Annotated in this window: 13 protein-coding genes and 4 tRNA genes; 4 read left to right on the forward strand and 13 right to left on the reverse strand. The window is 64.6% G+C overall.

The genetic code is table 11. The features are described from left to right. Position 1: 1 nt before the first annotated feature. The 3 genes from ACW173_RS20020 to ACW173_RS20030 are packed head-to-tail and all read right to left on the reverse strand — an operon-like array spanning position 2 to position 1553. Positions 2 to 613, reverse strand: coding sequence for an NADH-quinone oxidoreductase subunit C (locus ACW173_RS20020; RefSeq protein ID WP_492081827.1), 612 nt, complete (start codon positions 611 to 613; stop codon positions 2 to 4). Continuing rightward, the gene (locus tag ACW173_RS20025) at positions 610 to 1206 is read right to left on the reverse strand and encodes a NuoB/complex I 20 kDa subunit family protein (RefSeq protein WP_492081828.1); all 597 of its coding nucleotides are present in this window, start codon (positions 1204 to 1206) and stop codon (positions 610 to 612) included. The genes ACW173_RS20020 and ACW173_RS20025 overlap by 4 nt, the downstream gene beginning before the upstream one ends. Then, on the reverse strand, positions 1176 to 1553 hold the full coding sequence (locus tag ACW173_RS20030; protein WP_492081829.1) for an NADH-quinone oxidoreductase subunit A: 378 nt from the start codon (positions 1551 to 1553) through the stop codon (positions 1176 to 1178). Before ACW173_RS20030 ends, ACW173_RS20025 begins: the two co-directional genes overlap by 31 nt. A gap of 301 nt (positions 1554 to 1854) precedes the next feature. On the opposite strand from ACW173_RS20030, the gene ACW173_RS20035 reads away from it, so the two are divergent. The 3 genes from ACW173_RS20035 (at position 1855) to ACW173_RS20045 (ending at position 3166) form a co-directional block, all read left to right on the forward strand. Then, a tRNA-Asp gene (locus ACW173_RS20035) sits at positions 1855 to 1931 on the forward strand. Positions 1932 to 2004: 73 nt separating this feature from the next. Then, positions 2005 to 2081: transfer RNA gene (locus tag ACW173_RS20040), tRNA-Asp, on the forward strand. Between the two features lie 92 nt (positions 2082 to 2173). After that, a complete protein-coding gene (locus ACW173_RS20045) occupies positions 2174 to 3166 on the forward strand; it encodes an LLM class flavin-dependent oxidoreductase (RefSeq protein WP_492081830.1) in 993 nt (330 codons plus the stop codon). On the opposite strand, the gene ACW173_RS20050 is transcribed toward ACW173_RS20045, so the two are convergent. The 7 genes from ACW173_RS20050 to clpX form a co-directional block, all read right to left on the reverse strand. Further along, the gene (locus ACW173_RS20050; RefSeq protein ID WP_492081831.1) at positions 3163 to 4374 is read right to left on the reverse strand and encodes a glycosyltransferase family 4 protein; all 1212 of its coding nucleotides are present in this window, start codon (positions 4372 to 4374) and stop codon (positions 3163 to 3165) included. The two genes, ACW173_RS20045 and ACW173_RS20050, sit on opposite strands and share 4 nt — an antisense overlap. Positions 4375 to 4439: 65 nt before the next feature. Beyond that, complete coding sequence (locus ACW173_RS20055; protein WP_492081832.1) at positions 4440 to 4640, reverse strand: type II toxin-antitoxin system antitoxin; 201 nt, start codon at positions 4638 to 4640, stop codon at positions 4440 to 4442. Between the two features lies 1 nt (position 4641). Further along, on the reverse strand, positions 4642 to 5514 hold the full coding sequence (locus tag ACW173_RS20060; RefSeq protein WP_492081833.1) for an SPFH domain-containing protein: 873 nt from the start codon (positions 5512 to 5514) through the stop codon (positions 4642 to 4644). A 129-nt stretch (positions 5515 to 5643) separates the two neighbouring features. Continuing rightward, a tRNA-Val gene (locus ACW173_RS20065) sits at positions 5644 to 5718 on the reverse strand. Between the two features lie 112 nt (positions 5719 to 5830). Then, positions 5831 to 6109, reverse strand: a complete 279-nt coding sequence (locus tag ACW173_RS20070; RefSeq protein ID WP_492081834.1) for an HU family DNA-binding protein — start codon at positions 6107 to 6109, stop codon at positions 5831 to 5833. Positions 6110 to 6252: 143 nt separating this feature from the next. Beyond that, positions 6253 to 8652 (reverse strand): endopeptidase La, encoded by a 2400-nt coding sequence (lon, locus tag ACW173_RS20075; RefSeq protein ID WP_492081835.1) that lies wholly within the window; start codon positions 8650 to 8652, stop codon positions 6253 to 6255. A 399-nt stretch (positions 8653 to 9051) separates the two neighbouring features. After that, positions 9052 to 10314: an ATP-dependent Clp protease ATP-binding subunit ClpX gene (gene clpX, locus ACW173_RS20080; protein WP_492081836.1), complete on the reverse strand. Its 1263-nt coding sequence runs from the start codon at positions 10312 to 10314 to the stop codon at positions 9052 to 9054. 338 nt (positions 10315 to 10652) lie between these two features. On the opposite strand from clpX, the gene ACW173_RS20085 reads away from it, so the two are divergent. Beyond that, a complete protein-coding gene (locus ACW173_RS20085) occupies positions 10653 to 11324 on the forward strand; it encodes an HAD-IB family hydrolase (RefSeq protein WP_492081837.1) in 672 nt (223 codons plus the stop codon). A 96-nt stretch (positions 11325 to 11420) separates the two neighbouring features. Here ACW173_RS20085 and ACW173_RS20090 read toward each other — a convergent pair whose 3' ends face one another. From ACW173_RS20090 to ACW173_RS20100, 3 genes are all read right to left on the reverse strand, one after another. Beyond that, on the reverse strand, positions 11421 to 12062 hold the full coding sequence (locus ACW173_RS20090; protein ID WP_492081838.1) for an ATP-dependent Clp protease proteolytic subunit: 642 nt from the start codon (positions 12060 to 12062) through the stop codon (positions 11421 to 11423). A 168-nt stretch (positions 12063 to 12230) separates the two neighbouring features. Beyond that, positions 12231 to 13589 (reverse strand): trigger factor, encoded by a 1359-nt coding sequence (tig, locus tag ACW173_RS20095; RefSeq protein WP_492081839.1) that lies wholly within the window; start codon positions 13587 to 13589, stop codon positions 12231 to 12233. Positions 13590 to 13785: 196 nt separating this feature from the next. After that, positions 13786 to 13870 (reverse strand) — tRNA-Leu (locus ACW173_RS20100). Between the last annotated feature and the right edge of the window lie 22 nt (positions 13871 to 13892).

The raw sequence follows: 13892 nt of genomic DNA on the forward strand, positions 1-13892 counted from the left end.
CTTAAGCGTCCCCTGCCCGCTTCTCGGCCTTCTCGTCGCCTGGCAGGGCGTACTTGGCGCCTTCCCACGGAGACAAGAAGTCGAAAGCCCGGAACTCGGTAATCTTGACGGGTTCGTACACGACGCGCTTCAGCTCGTCGTCGTAGCGGACTTCCACATAACCCGTCATGGGGAAGTCTTTCCGCAGCGGATGGCCGTGGAAGCCGTAGTCGGTCAGGATCCGGCGCAGGTCCGGATGGCCATCGAAGAACACGCCGTACATGTCGAACGCCTCGCGCTCGAACCAGTCGGCGACCGGGAAGACCGGCGTGACGCTGGGCACCGGGGTGTCCTCGTCGGTCATCACCTTCAGGCGGACGCGGGTGTTCTTCACCATCGACAGCAGGTGGTAGACCACGTCGAATCGCGCGGCGCGCTCGGGGTAGTCGACCGCCGTCAGATCCACCAGTTGGTGGAAACGGAAGGCCGCGTCGTCACGCAGGAAGGTCAGGGTGTCGACGACGCCCTCGGCCTTGGCCACGATCGTCAGTTCGCCGAACGCCACCGAATGGCCCAGCACGCCGGGCGCGCGGGCGACGATGTCCTGGCCCAGGGTTTCGAGATCTTGGCTCATCGCTCGATCGTACCCATGCGACGGATCTTCTTCTGGAGCTGCAGCACGCCGTAGACCAGAGCTTCGGCCGTGGGCGGGCAGCCCGGCACGTAGATGTCGATCGGCACGACGCGATCGCAGCCGCGCACGACGCTGTAGCTGTAGTAGTAGTAGCCGCCGCCATTGGCGCAGCTGCCCATCGAGATGACGTAGCGCGGCTCCGGCATCTGGTCGTAGACCTTGCGCAGGGCCGGAGCCATCTTGTTGGTCAGCGTGCCGGCGACGATCATCACGTCCGATTGGCGCGGGCTGGCGCGCGGCGCGAAGCCGTAGCGCTCCAGGTCATAGCGCGGCATGGCCGAGTGCATCATCTCGACGGCGCAGCACGCCAGGCCGAACGTCATCCACATCAGCGAACCGGTACGGGCCCACGTGATCAGGTCGTCGGCGGCGGCCGTGATAAAGCCCTTGTCGGCCAGCTGCTGCGAGACTCCGTCGAAAAACGGGTCGTGCAGCTTGGGGTCATAACCCTCGACCGTCGAGCGGCCGCCCGAGAGCGCCGGAACGGTGGTGGCGGGAACGATCACTCCCATTCGAGGGCGCCCTTCTTCCATTCATAGATAAAGCCGACGGTCAGGACGCCGAGGAAGGTCATCATCGACCAGAAGGCGAACTGGGCCACGTCGTGCGGCAGCTTCATCAGCGTGACCGCCCAGGGGAACAGGAACGCCACTTCCAGGTCGAAGATGATGAAGAGGATCGACACCAGATAGAACCGGACGTCGAACTTCATGCGCGCGTCATCGAAGGCGTTGAAGCCGCATTCGTACGCGGACAGCTTTTCCGGGTCGGGCGCCTTCGGCGCGAGCACGGCGGCCGCGAGGATGAAGAGGATGCCGATGGCCGCCGCGATCCCTAGGAAGATCACGATCGGCAGGTACTGGAGAAGGAAGGCGGTCATGACAGCCCTTGGCTTGAATCGAGCGGGTTGTAGCCCACTGTCGTCAACGCTTCAAACGTCCGAACCACATTGAGAAACGATCGCAACTAGACCTGCTTTCCCTAACGCCGGTCTGGGAAAAACAAGGGCTCGCGCCTTCAGCCCTGGGCTGTGCTCTGGAATGTCGTCCATATGAAATCCGGGGGCCGACAGCAGCGATTTGTCGCTTCTTCGATATGCCCGTTGACACGAGTCTTCGAGCGACATATCAGACGCCCCTCGCCGCAGGGCGGGTCGCACTTTCGCCTCGGCGAAGGGATATGCGGATGTAGCTCAGTTGGTTAGAGCGCCGGCCTGTCACGCCGGAGGTCGCGGGTTCGAGTCCCGTCATTCGCGCCACCCCTTTGAATAGGGGTTCGGAAGGCGCCCTCCCCTCGGTTTACGGACGACCGTCGCGCTCAGGCGCAACGATGCGGATGTAGCTCAGTTGGTTAGAGCGCCGGCCTGTCACGCCGGAGGTCGCGGGTTCGAGTCCCGTCATTCGCGCCACCGTCCAGTGGCTTTCCCCTTACATCGAGAATGATTTTCGCCCCCTGTTTCCTGGGGCTTGAGTTGCGGTTTGCGCACGCCATGTAGCGGACATGACCTCCGCTTACCCGCCGTTCTCCGTCCTCGACCTGGCGCCTGTTCCGCAAGGCACGCCCGTCGGCAAGGCTCTCCACAACAGTCTCGATCTGGCCCAGCACGCCGAATCCCTCGGCTTCCATCGCTACTGGCTGGCCGAGCACCACAACATGCCGGGAATCGCTTCGGCCGCGACGGCCGTGGTCATCGGCCACGTGGCTGGTGGGACGAAGACGATTCGGGTCGGCTCGGGTGGCGTCATGCTGCCCAACCACGCCCCTCTGATGGTCGCCGAACAGTTCGGCACCCTGGCCGCGCTCTATCCCGGCCGTATCGATCTCGGCCTGGGCCGTGCGCCAGGCACTGATCAAGCCACCATGCGGGCTTTGCGTCGTTATGCCGGGGCAGTCGATTCGTTCGCGCAGGACGTCGTCGAGCTGCAACACTGGTTCAAGCCGGCCGATCCCGACCAGAGCATCCGCGCCGTCCCGGGCGAAGGCCAGTATGTGCCGATCTGGCTGCTGGGCTCCTCGACCTGGGGCGCGCAGTTGGCGGCGGCCTTGGGCCTGCCATTCGCCTTCGCCGCCCACTTCGCGCCCGACTCGCTGCTGGACGCCCTGCTGCTGTATCGCCGGCACTTCAAGCCGTCGGAGGTGCTGGACAAGCCCTACGCCATGGTCTGCATCGGCGTGTGCGCGGCCGACACCGACGCCGAGGCGACTCGCCTGGCGACTTCGACCCAGCAGCAGTTCCTGGCCCTGCGACGCGGGCGCCCGGGCCTGCTGCCGCCGCCGGTCGACGACATCCGTGAGCACGCCTCGGAAGCCGAGCTGGCGGGCTTGGATCACACCTTCCAGTACTCGGCGATCGGCTCGCCCGAGACCGTGAAGCGCAAGATCGACCACGTGCTGAAGCTGACCGAGGCCGACGAACTGATGTTCGCCTCGCAGATCTATGATCACGCCGCGCGCAAGCACAGCTACGAGATCCTGGCCTCGCTCAGGGGCTAGTGATCGCGCAGCTGGATCCGGTCGCCGAACGCCCGGCGGCCGGTCAGCCCCCCATAGATGCCGCACAGCTGGCGGAACACCGCGTCCCAGCCATGCCGCTCGACCGCGCGTAGACGGGCGGCGGCGCCGATAGCGGCGACATCGCGCGCGAACAGGGCCTCGATCGCCTCGGCGAAGGCGGCGGGCTCGGACATCGAAGCCAGCTGGCCAACCTCCTCGTCGACCGACTCGGCCACGCCGCCGGCGGCGACGCCCACAACGGGCAGGCCGCAGGCCATGGCCTCCAGCACGATCAGGCCAAACGGCTCGTTATCGTTGGCGTGGACGAAGGCGTCGCAGCTGGCCAGCACCCCGGCCAGGGTCGCCGGATCGCGGACATAGTCGAGGCACAGGGCGCGGTCGCTGACCGGGGCCCCGCCGCCAGCGCCAACGAACAACAGCTTGTAGGGCGCGCCCAGGCGCTCGACCGCGCTGACCAGTACGTCCAGCTTCTTTTCCCGGGCCGGACGGCCGGCGAAGACCAGCAGGCGCTCTTCGGGCGAGACGCCAAGGCGGCGGCGCAGGGCGTCACGGTCCGCGCGCGCGGGATGGAAAAGATCGGTGTCGACGCCCAGCGGCAGGCCGATGGCGTTGTGCACGCCGGCCTCGATCAGGCGGCCGGCGATGAACCGGCTAGGAGCCACGGCCTGGTCGAACTGACGATAGATCGCCGCCCAGCGCTTCTGAACTGGCTTTTCGGCCCATTCGCCGATGTGCAGCGCCGCCAGCTTGCCCAGATCAGTGTGGCAGAAGCCGACGACCGGGATGCCCAAGGCGTCCCCTGCTCTCAACGCCGCCAGGCCCGGGGTGTAGGGATCGCCGGCCTCGATGATGTCGGGCCGCTGACGGATCAGGCGCTCCATCCAGGCGGCCTTGACCACGGGCCAGCGATAGCCGGCCCCGAACGGCAAAGGCGCGGCATAGATCGAGACCCGTCCTTGGCCATCGTAGGAATCGCGCGCGCCCGGCACCACCAGGGTATGGCGGACCTCCGGACGGTTGCCCGCCAGCCACGCGCGCTTGGACGCCAGATAACGGCGCACGCCGCCACTGCGCGGCGCATAGAGCATGGTGGTGTCGACGAGTCGTACGGATCCGTCAGCTGACGGAGCGATATCGGAGGAAAAACCGCGCAGGCCGGGCGACCGGGTCGATCTCGTATCCGTCACGCCGATTCCTCATCGTTACTCCAGGCCCCCCATACGGCCCTGGATCGATAAAGCTTTTGCGACATTCACGGTTCCTCGCCGTTCCCGGACGATTTTAGAGCGACGCCGCGCCGTCCGAGGGCCTCGCGCAGTAACATCTCTACCTGAGCATTCACGCTGCGCAACTCCGCATCGGCTAGCCGTTCGACGGCGGCCAGCACCTCGGGACGGACGCGCATCAGGAATGCGCGCCGCCCGCCTTTGGTCTCATTCGGATCGCCGGCCACGTCAGCCGTACAGGGTGCCAGTGTTGACCACGGGCTGAGCCTCGCGGTCGGCGCACAGCACCACCAGCAGGTTGGAGACCATCGCCGCGCGGCGCTCGTCGTCTAACTGAACGACGCCCCGCTCGGCCAGTTGGCTCAGCGCGCTCTCGACCATGTCGACGGCCCCAGCCACGATGGTGCGACGGGCCGCCAGCACGGCTTCCGCCTGCTGGCGCTTCAGCATCGAGCCGGCGATCTCGGGCGCGTAGGCCAGGTGCATCAGGTGCGCCTCGTCAATGGCGACGCCCGCCACGGCGGTGCGCAACTGCAGGTCTTTCCGCAAGCGATCGCCAACTTCCTCGGCATGGGCGCGCAGCGTCGGCTCGCCCTCCTCCGCGTGGTCATAGGCATAGTGCGAGGCCACCTCGCGCAGGCCGGTCTCGATCTGGATGTTCACGAAGGCGACGTAGTCGTCGACGTCATAAAGCGCCTGGGCCGAATCCTTCACGCGCCAGACGATGTTGGCGGCGATCTCGATCGGGTTGCCGCGCTTGTCATTGACCTTCAGCATCTCGCTCGTGACGTTGCGCACTCGCAGGCTGATCTTCTTGCGACCGTACCAGAAAAAGATCCAGCGCAGGCCGGTCTTGCGATCGGTGCCCACGTAGGAGCCGAACAGGGTGATGGCGTAGCCCTCGTTCGGCTGCAGCGAATAGAAACCGCACGCCACCAGCAGGAACAGCAGGACCAGGGCGACGCCGATGATCGGCATCGCCTGCGAGAAAGCGAAGATCCCGCCGCCCAGCAGGAACGGCAGCGCCAGCAACGGCAGGCCGCCGCCCATGCCGCCGTGCGGCCGCTCGACGGTCGGATTGATGGTGTGGGTCTCGGACATGGCGCTCCTCCAGCGGTGCGATCAAAGTGATATCACTTTGATCGGCGTTATCCAGAAAAAAGCGGCGCCGTAGGACCGCGCTCCGCGCGGCTTCGCGCGAGGTTCTCCAGGACCGTGCTGCAAGGGAAATGGTGGGCAGTGAGGGGATCGAACCCCCGACCCTCTCGGTGTAAACGAGACGCTCTACCGCTGAGCTAACTGCCCTCTCCGGCCGGCGCTTCTATCCGCACCCGGCCGCCGCGCATAGCGCGAAAACGAAAAGGCGGAACGTCAGCCCCCCAGGATGACGTCCCGCCCCTCTTAAGCGGAAACTGGATTAGCTGTTCAGCGAGGACTTCAAGCCTTCGCCGACCTGAAAACGCGCGGTCTTGGACGCGGGACGGTTGACCGTCTCGCCGGTGCGCGGGTTGCGGGCGGTGCCAGCGGCGCGGCTCACGGCCTTGAAGGTGCCGAAACCGACCAAGCGAACGTCCTGACCCGATTTCAGCGAGTCGGTGACGGCGTCGATAAAGGCTTCCAGCGCGTCCTTGGCCTGGTTCTTGTTGATGCCCGCCTTCTCGGCGATCGCCGTAACGAGTTCGGCTTTTGTGGTCATGTTTTTCTCCCAGCCTGAGCGGCGCCGCTTATTCCTTACGGCGCTTGGCTCAGCAGGGGATTATGGCGGCATAAAATGCCCCGTCAAACGCGAGCGGCGCGGGAAACTCCCGCGCCGCCTAAGTTATCAACGATTACTTTGTTTTAGTGGGTCAGAACGGCGTCCCCGTCGGGGTCATCCTTCTTCGCACCCGCAGCAATCGGCTCATCCGCCTCGTTCCATTCGACCGGCGTCAGCGGGCCCGTAAGGCCGTGCTTAAGCACCTCGTCCATGGTCGAGACCGGAATGATTTCCAGACCATCCTTGACGCTCTGGGGCACGTCCACGAGGTCCTTCTCGTTCTCCTGCGGGATCAGCACGGTCTTCACGCCAGAGCGCAGAGCCGCCAGCAGCTTTTCCTTCAGGCCGCCGATGGCGGTGACCCGGCCACGCAAGGTGATCTCGCCGGTCATGGCGATGTCCTTGCGGATCGGGATGCCGGTCAGCACCGAGACGATGGCCAGACCCATGGCGGCGCCGGCGGACGGGCCGTCCTTGGGCGTGGCCCCGTCCGGCACGTGGATGTGCACGTCGGTCTTTTCGAAGATCGGCGGCTTGATGCCGAACTGCGTCGCCCGCGAGCGGACGTAGCTGTTGGCCGCCGAGATCGACTCCTTCATCACGTCCTTGAGGTTGCCGGTGATCTGCATGCGACCCTTGCCCGGCATCTTCACGGCTTCGATGGTCAGGATGTCGCCGCCGAACTCCGTCCAGGCCAGACCGGTGACGATGCCGACCTGGTCGACCTCGTCGGTCTCGCCGTAGCGGTACTTCTTGACGCCCGCATACTTGGCCAGGCGCTCATCGTCGATGGTGATCGTGGTCAGCTTTTCGCGGGCCAGATCACGCACGGTCTTGCGCGCCAGGGCGCCCAGTTCCCGCTCCAGCGACCGCACGCCGGCTTCCCGGGTGTAGTAGCGGATCAGGTCGCGGATCGCCTTGTCCGGAACGATGAACTCGGCCGGCTTCAGGCCGTGGTCCTTGCTCAGCTTCGGCAGGATGTGGCGCTTGGCGATTTCCAGCTTCTCATCCTCGGTGTAGCCGGGGATGCGGATGATCTCCATGCGGTCCAGCAGCGGCTGGGGCATGTTCAGGCTGTTGGCCGTCGTGACGAACATCACCTGGCTCAGGTCGTAGTCGACCTCCAGATAGTGGTCGCCGAAGGTCGAGTTCTGTGACGGATCGAGCACTTCCAGCAGCGCCGAGGCGGGATCCCCGCGATAGTCGCTGCCCATCTTGTCGATCTCGTCCAACAGGACGAAGGCGTTCGTGGTCTTGGCCTTCTTCATCGACTGGACGACCTTGCCGGGCATCGAGCCGATGTAGGTGCGACGGTGACCGCGGATCTCGGCCTCGTCCCGCACGCCGCCGAGGCTCATGCGCACGAACTCGCGGCCCGTGGCCTTGGCCAGCGACTTGCCCAGCGAGGTCTTACCGACACCGGGAGGACCGACGAGGCACAGGATCGGGCCCTTCAGCGAGTTGGTCCGGGCCTGGACGGCCAGGTACTCGAGGATCCGTTCCTTGACCTTCTCCAGGCCGTAGTGGTCCTCGTCGAGGATGCCTTCGGCTTCGGGCAGGTCAATCTTCTTGGTCTTGGCCTTGCCCCACGGGATCGACAGCAGCCAGTCCAGATAGTTGCGGACGACGGTGCTCTCGGCCGACATCGGGCTCATGTTGCGCAGCTTCTTAAGCTCGCTCTCGGCCTTGGTGCGGGCTTCCTTGGAAAGCTTGGTCTTCTTGATGCGTTTCTCGAGATCGATCAGCTCGTCGCGCGAATCGTCCGGGTCGCCCAGCTCGCGCTGGATCGCCTTCATCTGTTCGTTCAGATAGTACTCGCGCTGGGTCTTCTCCATCTGGCGCTTCACGCGCGAGCGGATCTTCTTCTCGACCTGCAGCACCGAGATCTCGCCCTCCATGAGGGCGAAGACCTTCTCCAGGCGTTTCACGACGTCGAAGATTTCAAGCAGGTGTTGCTTGTCGCCGATCTTCACCGACAGGTGGGCGGCGATGCTGTCGGCCAGCTTGCCCGGTTCGGCGATCTGCGGGATCGACGCCAGGGCCTCCGGCGGCACCTTCTTGTTCAGTTTGACGTAGTTTTCGAATTGCTCGACGACCGCGCGCGACAGGGCCTCGGCCTCGGGGCCGGCGCCTTCGTCCTCGCTGACTTCGCCGATCTGGGCCTCGTAGAAGGACTCCTGGTCGGTGAACTTCACGACGGCCGCGCGGCCCTTGCCTTCGACCAGCACCTTCACGGTGCCGTCGGGCAGCTTCAGCAGCTGCAGGACGGTGGCCAGAACGCCGACGTCGAAGATGTCGCCCGGCGACGGATCATCATCCGCCGAGTTTTTCTGGGTGACGAGCAGGATCTGCTTGTCGCCGCGCATCACTTCCTCGAGGGCGCGCACGGATTTGTCGCGGCCCACGAAGAGCGGCACGACCATGTGCGGGAACACAACGATATCCCGCAGCGGCAAGACAGGAAGCGTACGTAGTTCGGACATGTGCTCAATACTCCCGGCCTTCAGCGCCCCTAGACGCCTTGGCCCTGCGGGCCGCCGTAACATCAGACGATGCGCCTGAGTCGAACGGCCCGTCCGCCCGTGACTGGGCGAATGGTCGTTATTTATGTGGACGTTTTACAACAGGGTTCAAGCGTACTCGCCTCACAGCGGCGACAGGTCGCGCCGACCAGGCAAAGCTGGGGTGGTCATGCCCCCTGCCCGCTCATTGAGGGAAAATTCGCCCAAATCCCGGGATTTACGTGACTTTCGCTCGCTCCAGCTGACCGTGACGAGAAAGCCTCAGTGGTCGTCCAACAGGTTTACGAAGCGGCTTTATCCACGAAAAAGGCGCGCCTCCCTGTGGAAGACGCGCCCTGATATTCGCGGCGAAGCTCCAGTTTAGGCCGAAGCCGCCCCGCCCTTCTTCTCGGCGTAGATCAGCAGCGGCTGAGCGCGGCCTTCGACGACCTCGGCATTGACCACCACTTCCTCGACGCCCTCGTAGTTGGGCAGCTCGAACATGGTCTCCAGCAGAATGCCTTCCATGATGGAACGCAGGCCGCGGGCGCCGGTCTTGCGCAGAATGGCCTTCTTGGCGACGCCGTGCAGAGCGTCATCGGTGAAGGTCAGGCCGATGTTCTCCATCTCGAACAGGCGCTGGTACTGCTTGACGAAAGCGTTCTTCGGCTCGGTCAGGATCTTGACCAGGGCGGTCTCGTCGAGATCCTCCAGGGTCGCGACCACCGGCAGACGGCCGATGAATTCCGGGATCAGGCCGAAGCGCTGCAGGTCGTCAGGCTCGACGTTCCGCAGGATCTCGCCCGTGCGTCGCTCTTCCGGATCGGTCACTTTCGCGCCGAAGCCGATCGACTTGGCCGCGCCGCGCGCCGAGATGATCTTCTCGAGGCCGGCGAAGGCGCCACCGCAGATGAACAGGATGTTCGTGGTGTCGACCTGCAGGAACTCCTGCTGCGGATGCTTGCGCCCGCCCTGAGGCGGCACGGAGGCGACGGTGCCTTCCATGATCTTCAGCAGAGCCTGCTGCACGCCTTCGCCCGACACGTCGCGGGTGATCGACGGGTTGTCGGACTTGCGGCTGATCTTGTCGATTTCGTCGATGTAGACGATGCCGCGCTGGGCGCGCTCGACATTGTAGTCGGCGGCTTGCAGCAGTTTCAGCACGATGTTCTCGACGTCTTCGCCGACGTAACCGGCTTCGGTCAGCGTCGTGGCGTCGGCCATCGTGAAGGGCACGTCGATGATTCGGGCCAGCGTCTGGGCCAGCAGCGTCTTACCCGTACCGGTCGGACCGACCAGCAGGATGTTCGACTTGGCCAGCTCGACGTCGTTGTTCTTCGAGGCGTGGTTCAGGCGCTTGTAGTGGTTGTGGACCGCAACCGCGAGGACCTTCTTGGCGTGACCTTGTCCGATCACGTAGTCGTCCAGAACTTCGCAGATTTCGCGCGGCGTCGGGACGCCGTCCTTAGACTTCACGAAAGCGATCTTGTGCTCTTCGCGAATGATATCCATGCAGAGCTCGACGCATTCATCACAAATGAACACTGTCGGACCCGCGATGAGCTTGCGCACCTCGTGCTGGCTCTTTCCGCAGAAAGAACAATACAGAGTGCTCTTGGTGTCGCCGCTCGCGGCTTTCGTCATGATCGCTTCTCACACTATGGCGACTTACGGCTTACGCCGCGACGCCCCTCCGAGCGTATTCGCCGCCACCGAAGCAAGCAGGATATACGCCGGGAGTTGTCTAATCCTTGACAATCCCCGATCCGGGCTCGGTTCACAAGCCTTGGCGGCGGGCTTTCCGCCTGAAACGCTCGAACCCGCCGGATCGTGTCATGACCCAGTCATCTAAATTGGGCGATTGGCGCTCGGGCGCAAGCGTTGGTCGTCTTGGGCCTTACCGCGAGCCGCGGAAGACCGTATGACGCACACTGGAATCGTATGGAACGGCGCGCGGTGGGCGCGCTGGCGATGGAAGGTCTATGGCGAAGCGTTCGTTGATGGCCAAGGGGTTGAGCGCGTCGCGCCCGATGACCGGCGATATGGGCGATGAGCCCGCCCTGGTGGCTTTCGACTTCGACGGCACCCTGACCGTGAAGGACAGCTTCAACGCCTTCCTGAAGTGGCGCGCGGGCCGTAAATGGACGCGTGGCGTCATCCGCCTGACCCCATCCCTGATCGCCTACGTGTTCGACAGGAACCGCGCGAAACTCAAGGCCGCCGCGGTTCGGGAGTTCATGAAGGGCGCGACGGTCACCCAGATCGAGAACGATGCGCGAGCCTTCGCCGAGACCCACGCTGCGTCCCTTCTACGCCCCGACGCCCTGGCCGTGTGGCGGTCCTGGCGGGCCAAGGGGGCGAAGATGGTCATTGTCACCGCCTCCCCCGAAATCACGGTCGCGCCGTTCGCGCGAGGCCTGGGCGCGGACATGCTGATCGGTACGCGGCTGATGATCAACGAGGACGGCCGCATCCTGGGCGGGCTGGACGGGAACAACTGCCGGGCCAAGGAAAAGGTGTTGCGCCTGCGTGAGGTCTTCGGGCCCGACGTGCACCTCACGGCGGCCTATGGGGACACCTCGGGCGATACCGAGATGCTCGCGATCGCCGACGAAAAGGGCTACCGCGTCTTCCGGGGTAGGCCCGCGACCTGAGCGGATTTGCCGCAGCCGACCAGACAAAGAAAAAGCCGCCGACCCGAAGGTCAGCGGCTTTCTCGTTTCAGCTAAGTTTCTTGGGAAGCTTCGCGCCTATTCGGCGCCGGCCTCGGCCGCGTCGCGGGTGTCGTAGACGTGGTCGACCAGGCCCCAGGCCTTGGCCTCGTCCGCGCTCATGAAGTGGTCGCGATCGAGGGTCTTTTCGACTTCCTCATAGGTGCGGCCGCAGTGCTTGACGTAGATTTCGTTCAGGCGACGCTTGGTCTTGATGATGTCCTCGGCGTGGCGCTCGATGTCCGAGGCCTGGCCGCGGAAACCGCCCGACGGTTGGTGCACCATGATGCGGGCGTTCGGCAGCGCGATGCGCTGGCCCGGCGCGCCGGCTTGCAGCAGCAGCGAACCCATCGAAGCGGCCATGCCCATGCACACCGTCGAGACCGGGCTCTTGATGTATTGCATGGTGTCGTAAATCGCGAGGCCCGACGTCACCACGCCACCCGGCGAGTTGATGTACATGGCGATCTCTTTCTTGGGGTTCTCGGACTCCAGGAAGAGAAGCTGCGCGCAGATCAGGCTGGCCATGCCGTCCTCGACCGGACCGGTCAGGAAGATGATCCGCTCCTTCAGCAGGCGCGAGAAGATGTCGAAGGCGCGCTCGCCGCGGCTGGTCTGCTCGACCACCATCGGAACCAGGTTCATGGCCGTCGCCATCGGATCGTACATCATGGGGATCACCCTCTTTATGTGTCTGGGCGGTGCGAAAACGAATCAGCCCCCGCGCGCCGTCGCTATCGCATATCGCGTGGCGCTTAACAGGTTGCAAGGAGCCGGCGGTTTCAGGGCGGTACGAAAAAGGCGCGGCCCTCGCGAGCCGCGCCTCGTTTGTTTCAGCCTCGGCGAGCCTTAGCCGCCGTAGCCTTCCGGCAGGTCGTCTTCTTCCAGGAGCTCGTCCTTGGAGACTTCCTTTTCCTCGATCTTGGCCTTGCCGAAGATCAGGTCGACGACCTTGTCTTCGTAGATCGGGGCGCGCAGGGCCGCCTGCAGGTCGGCGCGCTGGCGGTACATGTCGAACACTTGCTGAGCCTGAGCGCCGTACTGGCGGGCTTCGCGCATGATCGCATCGGTCAGTTCCTGGTCGGTGACGACGACGTCGTTCTTGCGACCGATCTCGGCCAGCACCAGACCCAGGCGCACGCGGCGCTCGGCGATCTTGCGGTACTCGTCCTTCAGGGTGTCTTCCGACTTCTCGGCGTCTTCCGGCGGCAGGCCGCCACGGGCCTTGTCGGCCTCGACCTGTTGCCAGATGCCGGCGAACTCGGCGTCGACCATGCGCGGCGGCAGGGCGAAGTCGTGCTTGGTGTCCAGGACGTCCAGCAGGGCGCGCTTCAGCTTGAAGCGCGAGCTGTTCTCGTAGCGGCTGCCCAGGTTCGAGCGCAGCAGGTCGGTCAGGGCGGCCAGGTCCGACAGACCCAGGCGCTTGGCCAGCTCGTCGTCGGCCTTGCCGTCGACCGGCGCGCGGACTTCGTGGACCTTGGTGGCGAACTCGGCGTCCTTACCGGCCAGATCGGCGGCTTGATAGTCTTCCGGGAACTTCACCTTCACGACGACGTCGTCGCCCGGCTTGGCGCCGGTCAGTTGCTCTTCGAAGCCCGGGATGAACTGGCCCGAACCCAGGACCAGCTCGGCGCCTTCGGCCTTGCCGCCGGCGAACTCGACGCCGTCGATCGTGCCGACGAAGTCGATCAGCAGTTGGTCGCCGTCCTTGGCCTTTAGGCTTTTGCCGGTGCGCGGCTCATAGGTGCGAGCCTGCTTGGCCAGCTCGTCGAGAGCTTCTTGAACTTCCTCGTCGCCGACCTTGTAGACTGGCTTGGTCAGCTCGATAGACGCCGGGTCGATCGGTTCGAATTCCGGCATCACTTCGACGGCCAGATCGAAGACCAAGTCTTCACCGCCGGCGATGACCTTGTCCATGTCCGAGGTCGGATTCAGCTCGGGCTGGCCGGCCGGACGCAGCTTGTTCTCTTCCAGGACCTTGCTGGTCGTCTCGTTCAGAGCTTGTTCGACGACTTCGCCCATCAGGCCCTTGCCGTACAGACGGCGAACGTGGGCCGTCGGCACCTTGCCAGGACGGAAACCCTTCACGTTCATCTGCGGCGCGACTTCGGCGATCCGCGCTTCCAGGCGCGTGGCCAGTTCACTCGCGGGCACCGTGACGCCAAAAACGCGGCTGAGGCCTTCGCCCGACTTTTCAACGATCTGCATCGACATTCTTTAATTCTCGGGTCCGAGGCGCCGAGCGCCCGAGCTCCGCCCTGGGGTCCAAAAGATCGACGCCGCCCGCGAGGCCGGGGCGGCGAAAGAGCGCCCTTATGTCACGACGTGCGTGAGCATCCAAGAGCGCGATAAGTAAAACTCGTGACAGACCGCCCCGTCTTTGGGCCAGCTGTCACGAGGCGTGTGGTGCGGATGAGAGGACTCGAACCTCCACGCCTCTCGGCGCTAGAACCTAAATCTAGTGCGTCTACCAGTTTCGCCACATCCGCGCGTGACGGGGATTACGGACTT

Source organism: Caulobacter sp. ALps2 (genome assembly GCF_058681635.1).

What these genes read in the sequence shown, in the direction of transcription:
- ACW173_RS20020 (WP_492081827.1), bottom strand. Translation starts at nt 613, where the DNA reads ATGAGCCAAGATCTCGAAACCCTGGGCCAGGACATCGTCGCCCGCGCG.
- ACW173_RS20025 (WP_492081828.1), bottom strand. Translation starts at nt 1,206, where the DNA reads ATGGAAGAAGGGCGCCCTCGAATGGGAGTGATCGTTCCCGCCACCACC.
- ACW173_RS20030 (WP_492081829.1), bottom strand. Translation starts at nt 1,553, where the DNA reads ATGACCGCCTTCCTTCTCCAGTACCTGCCGATCGTGATCTTCCTAGGG.
- ACW173_RS20045 (WP_492081830.1), top strand. Translation starts at nt 2,174, where the DNA reads ATGACCTCCGCTTACCCGCCGTTCTCCGTCCTCGACCTGGCGCCTGTT.
- ACW173_RS20060 (WP_492081833.1), bottom strand. Translation starts at nt 5,514, where the DNA reads ATGTCCGAGACCCACACCATCAATCCGACCGTCGAGCGGCCGCACGGC.
- ACW173_RS20070 (WP_492081834.1), bottom strand. Translation starts at nt 6,109, where the DNA reads ATGACCACAAAAGCCGAACTCGTTACGGCGATCGCCGAGAAGGCGGGC.
- lon (WP_492081835.1), bottom strand. Translation starts at nt 8,652, where the DNA reads ATGTCCGAACTACGTACGCTTCCTGTCTTGCCGCTGCGGGATATCGTT.
- clpX (WP_492081836.1), bottom strand. Translation starts at nt 10,314, where the DNA reads ATGACGAAAGCCGCGAGCGGCGACACCAAGAGCACTCTGTATTGTTCT.
- ACW173_RS20085 (WP_492081837.1), top strand. Translation starts at nt 10,653, where the DNA reads ATGGCGAAGCGTTCGTTGATGGCCAAGGGGTTGAGCGCGTCGCGCCCG.
- tig (WP_492081839.1), bottom strand. Translation starts at nt 13,589, where the DNA reads ATGCAGATCGTTGAAAAGTCGGGCGAAGGCCTCAGCCGCGTTTTTGGC.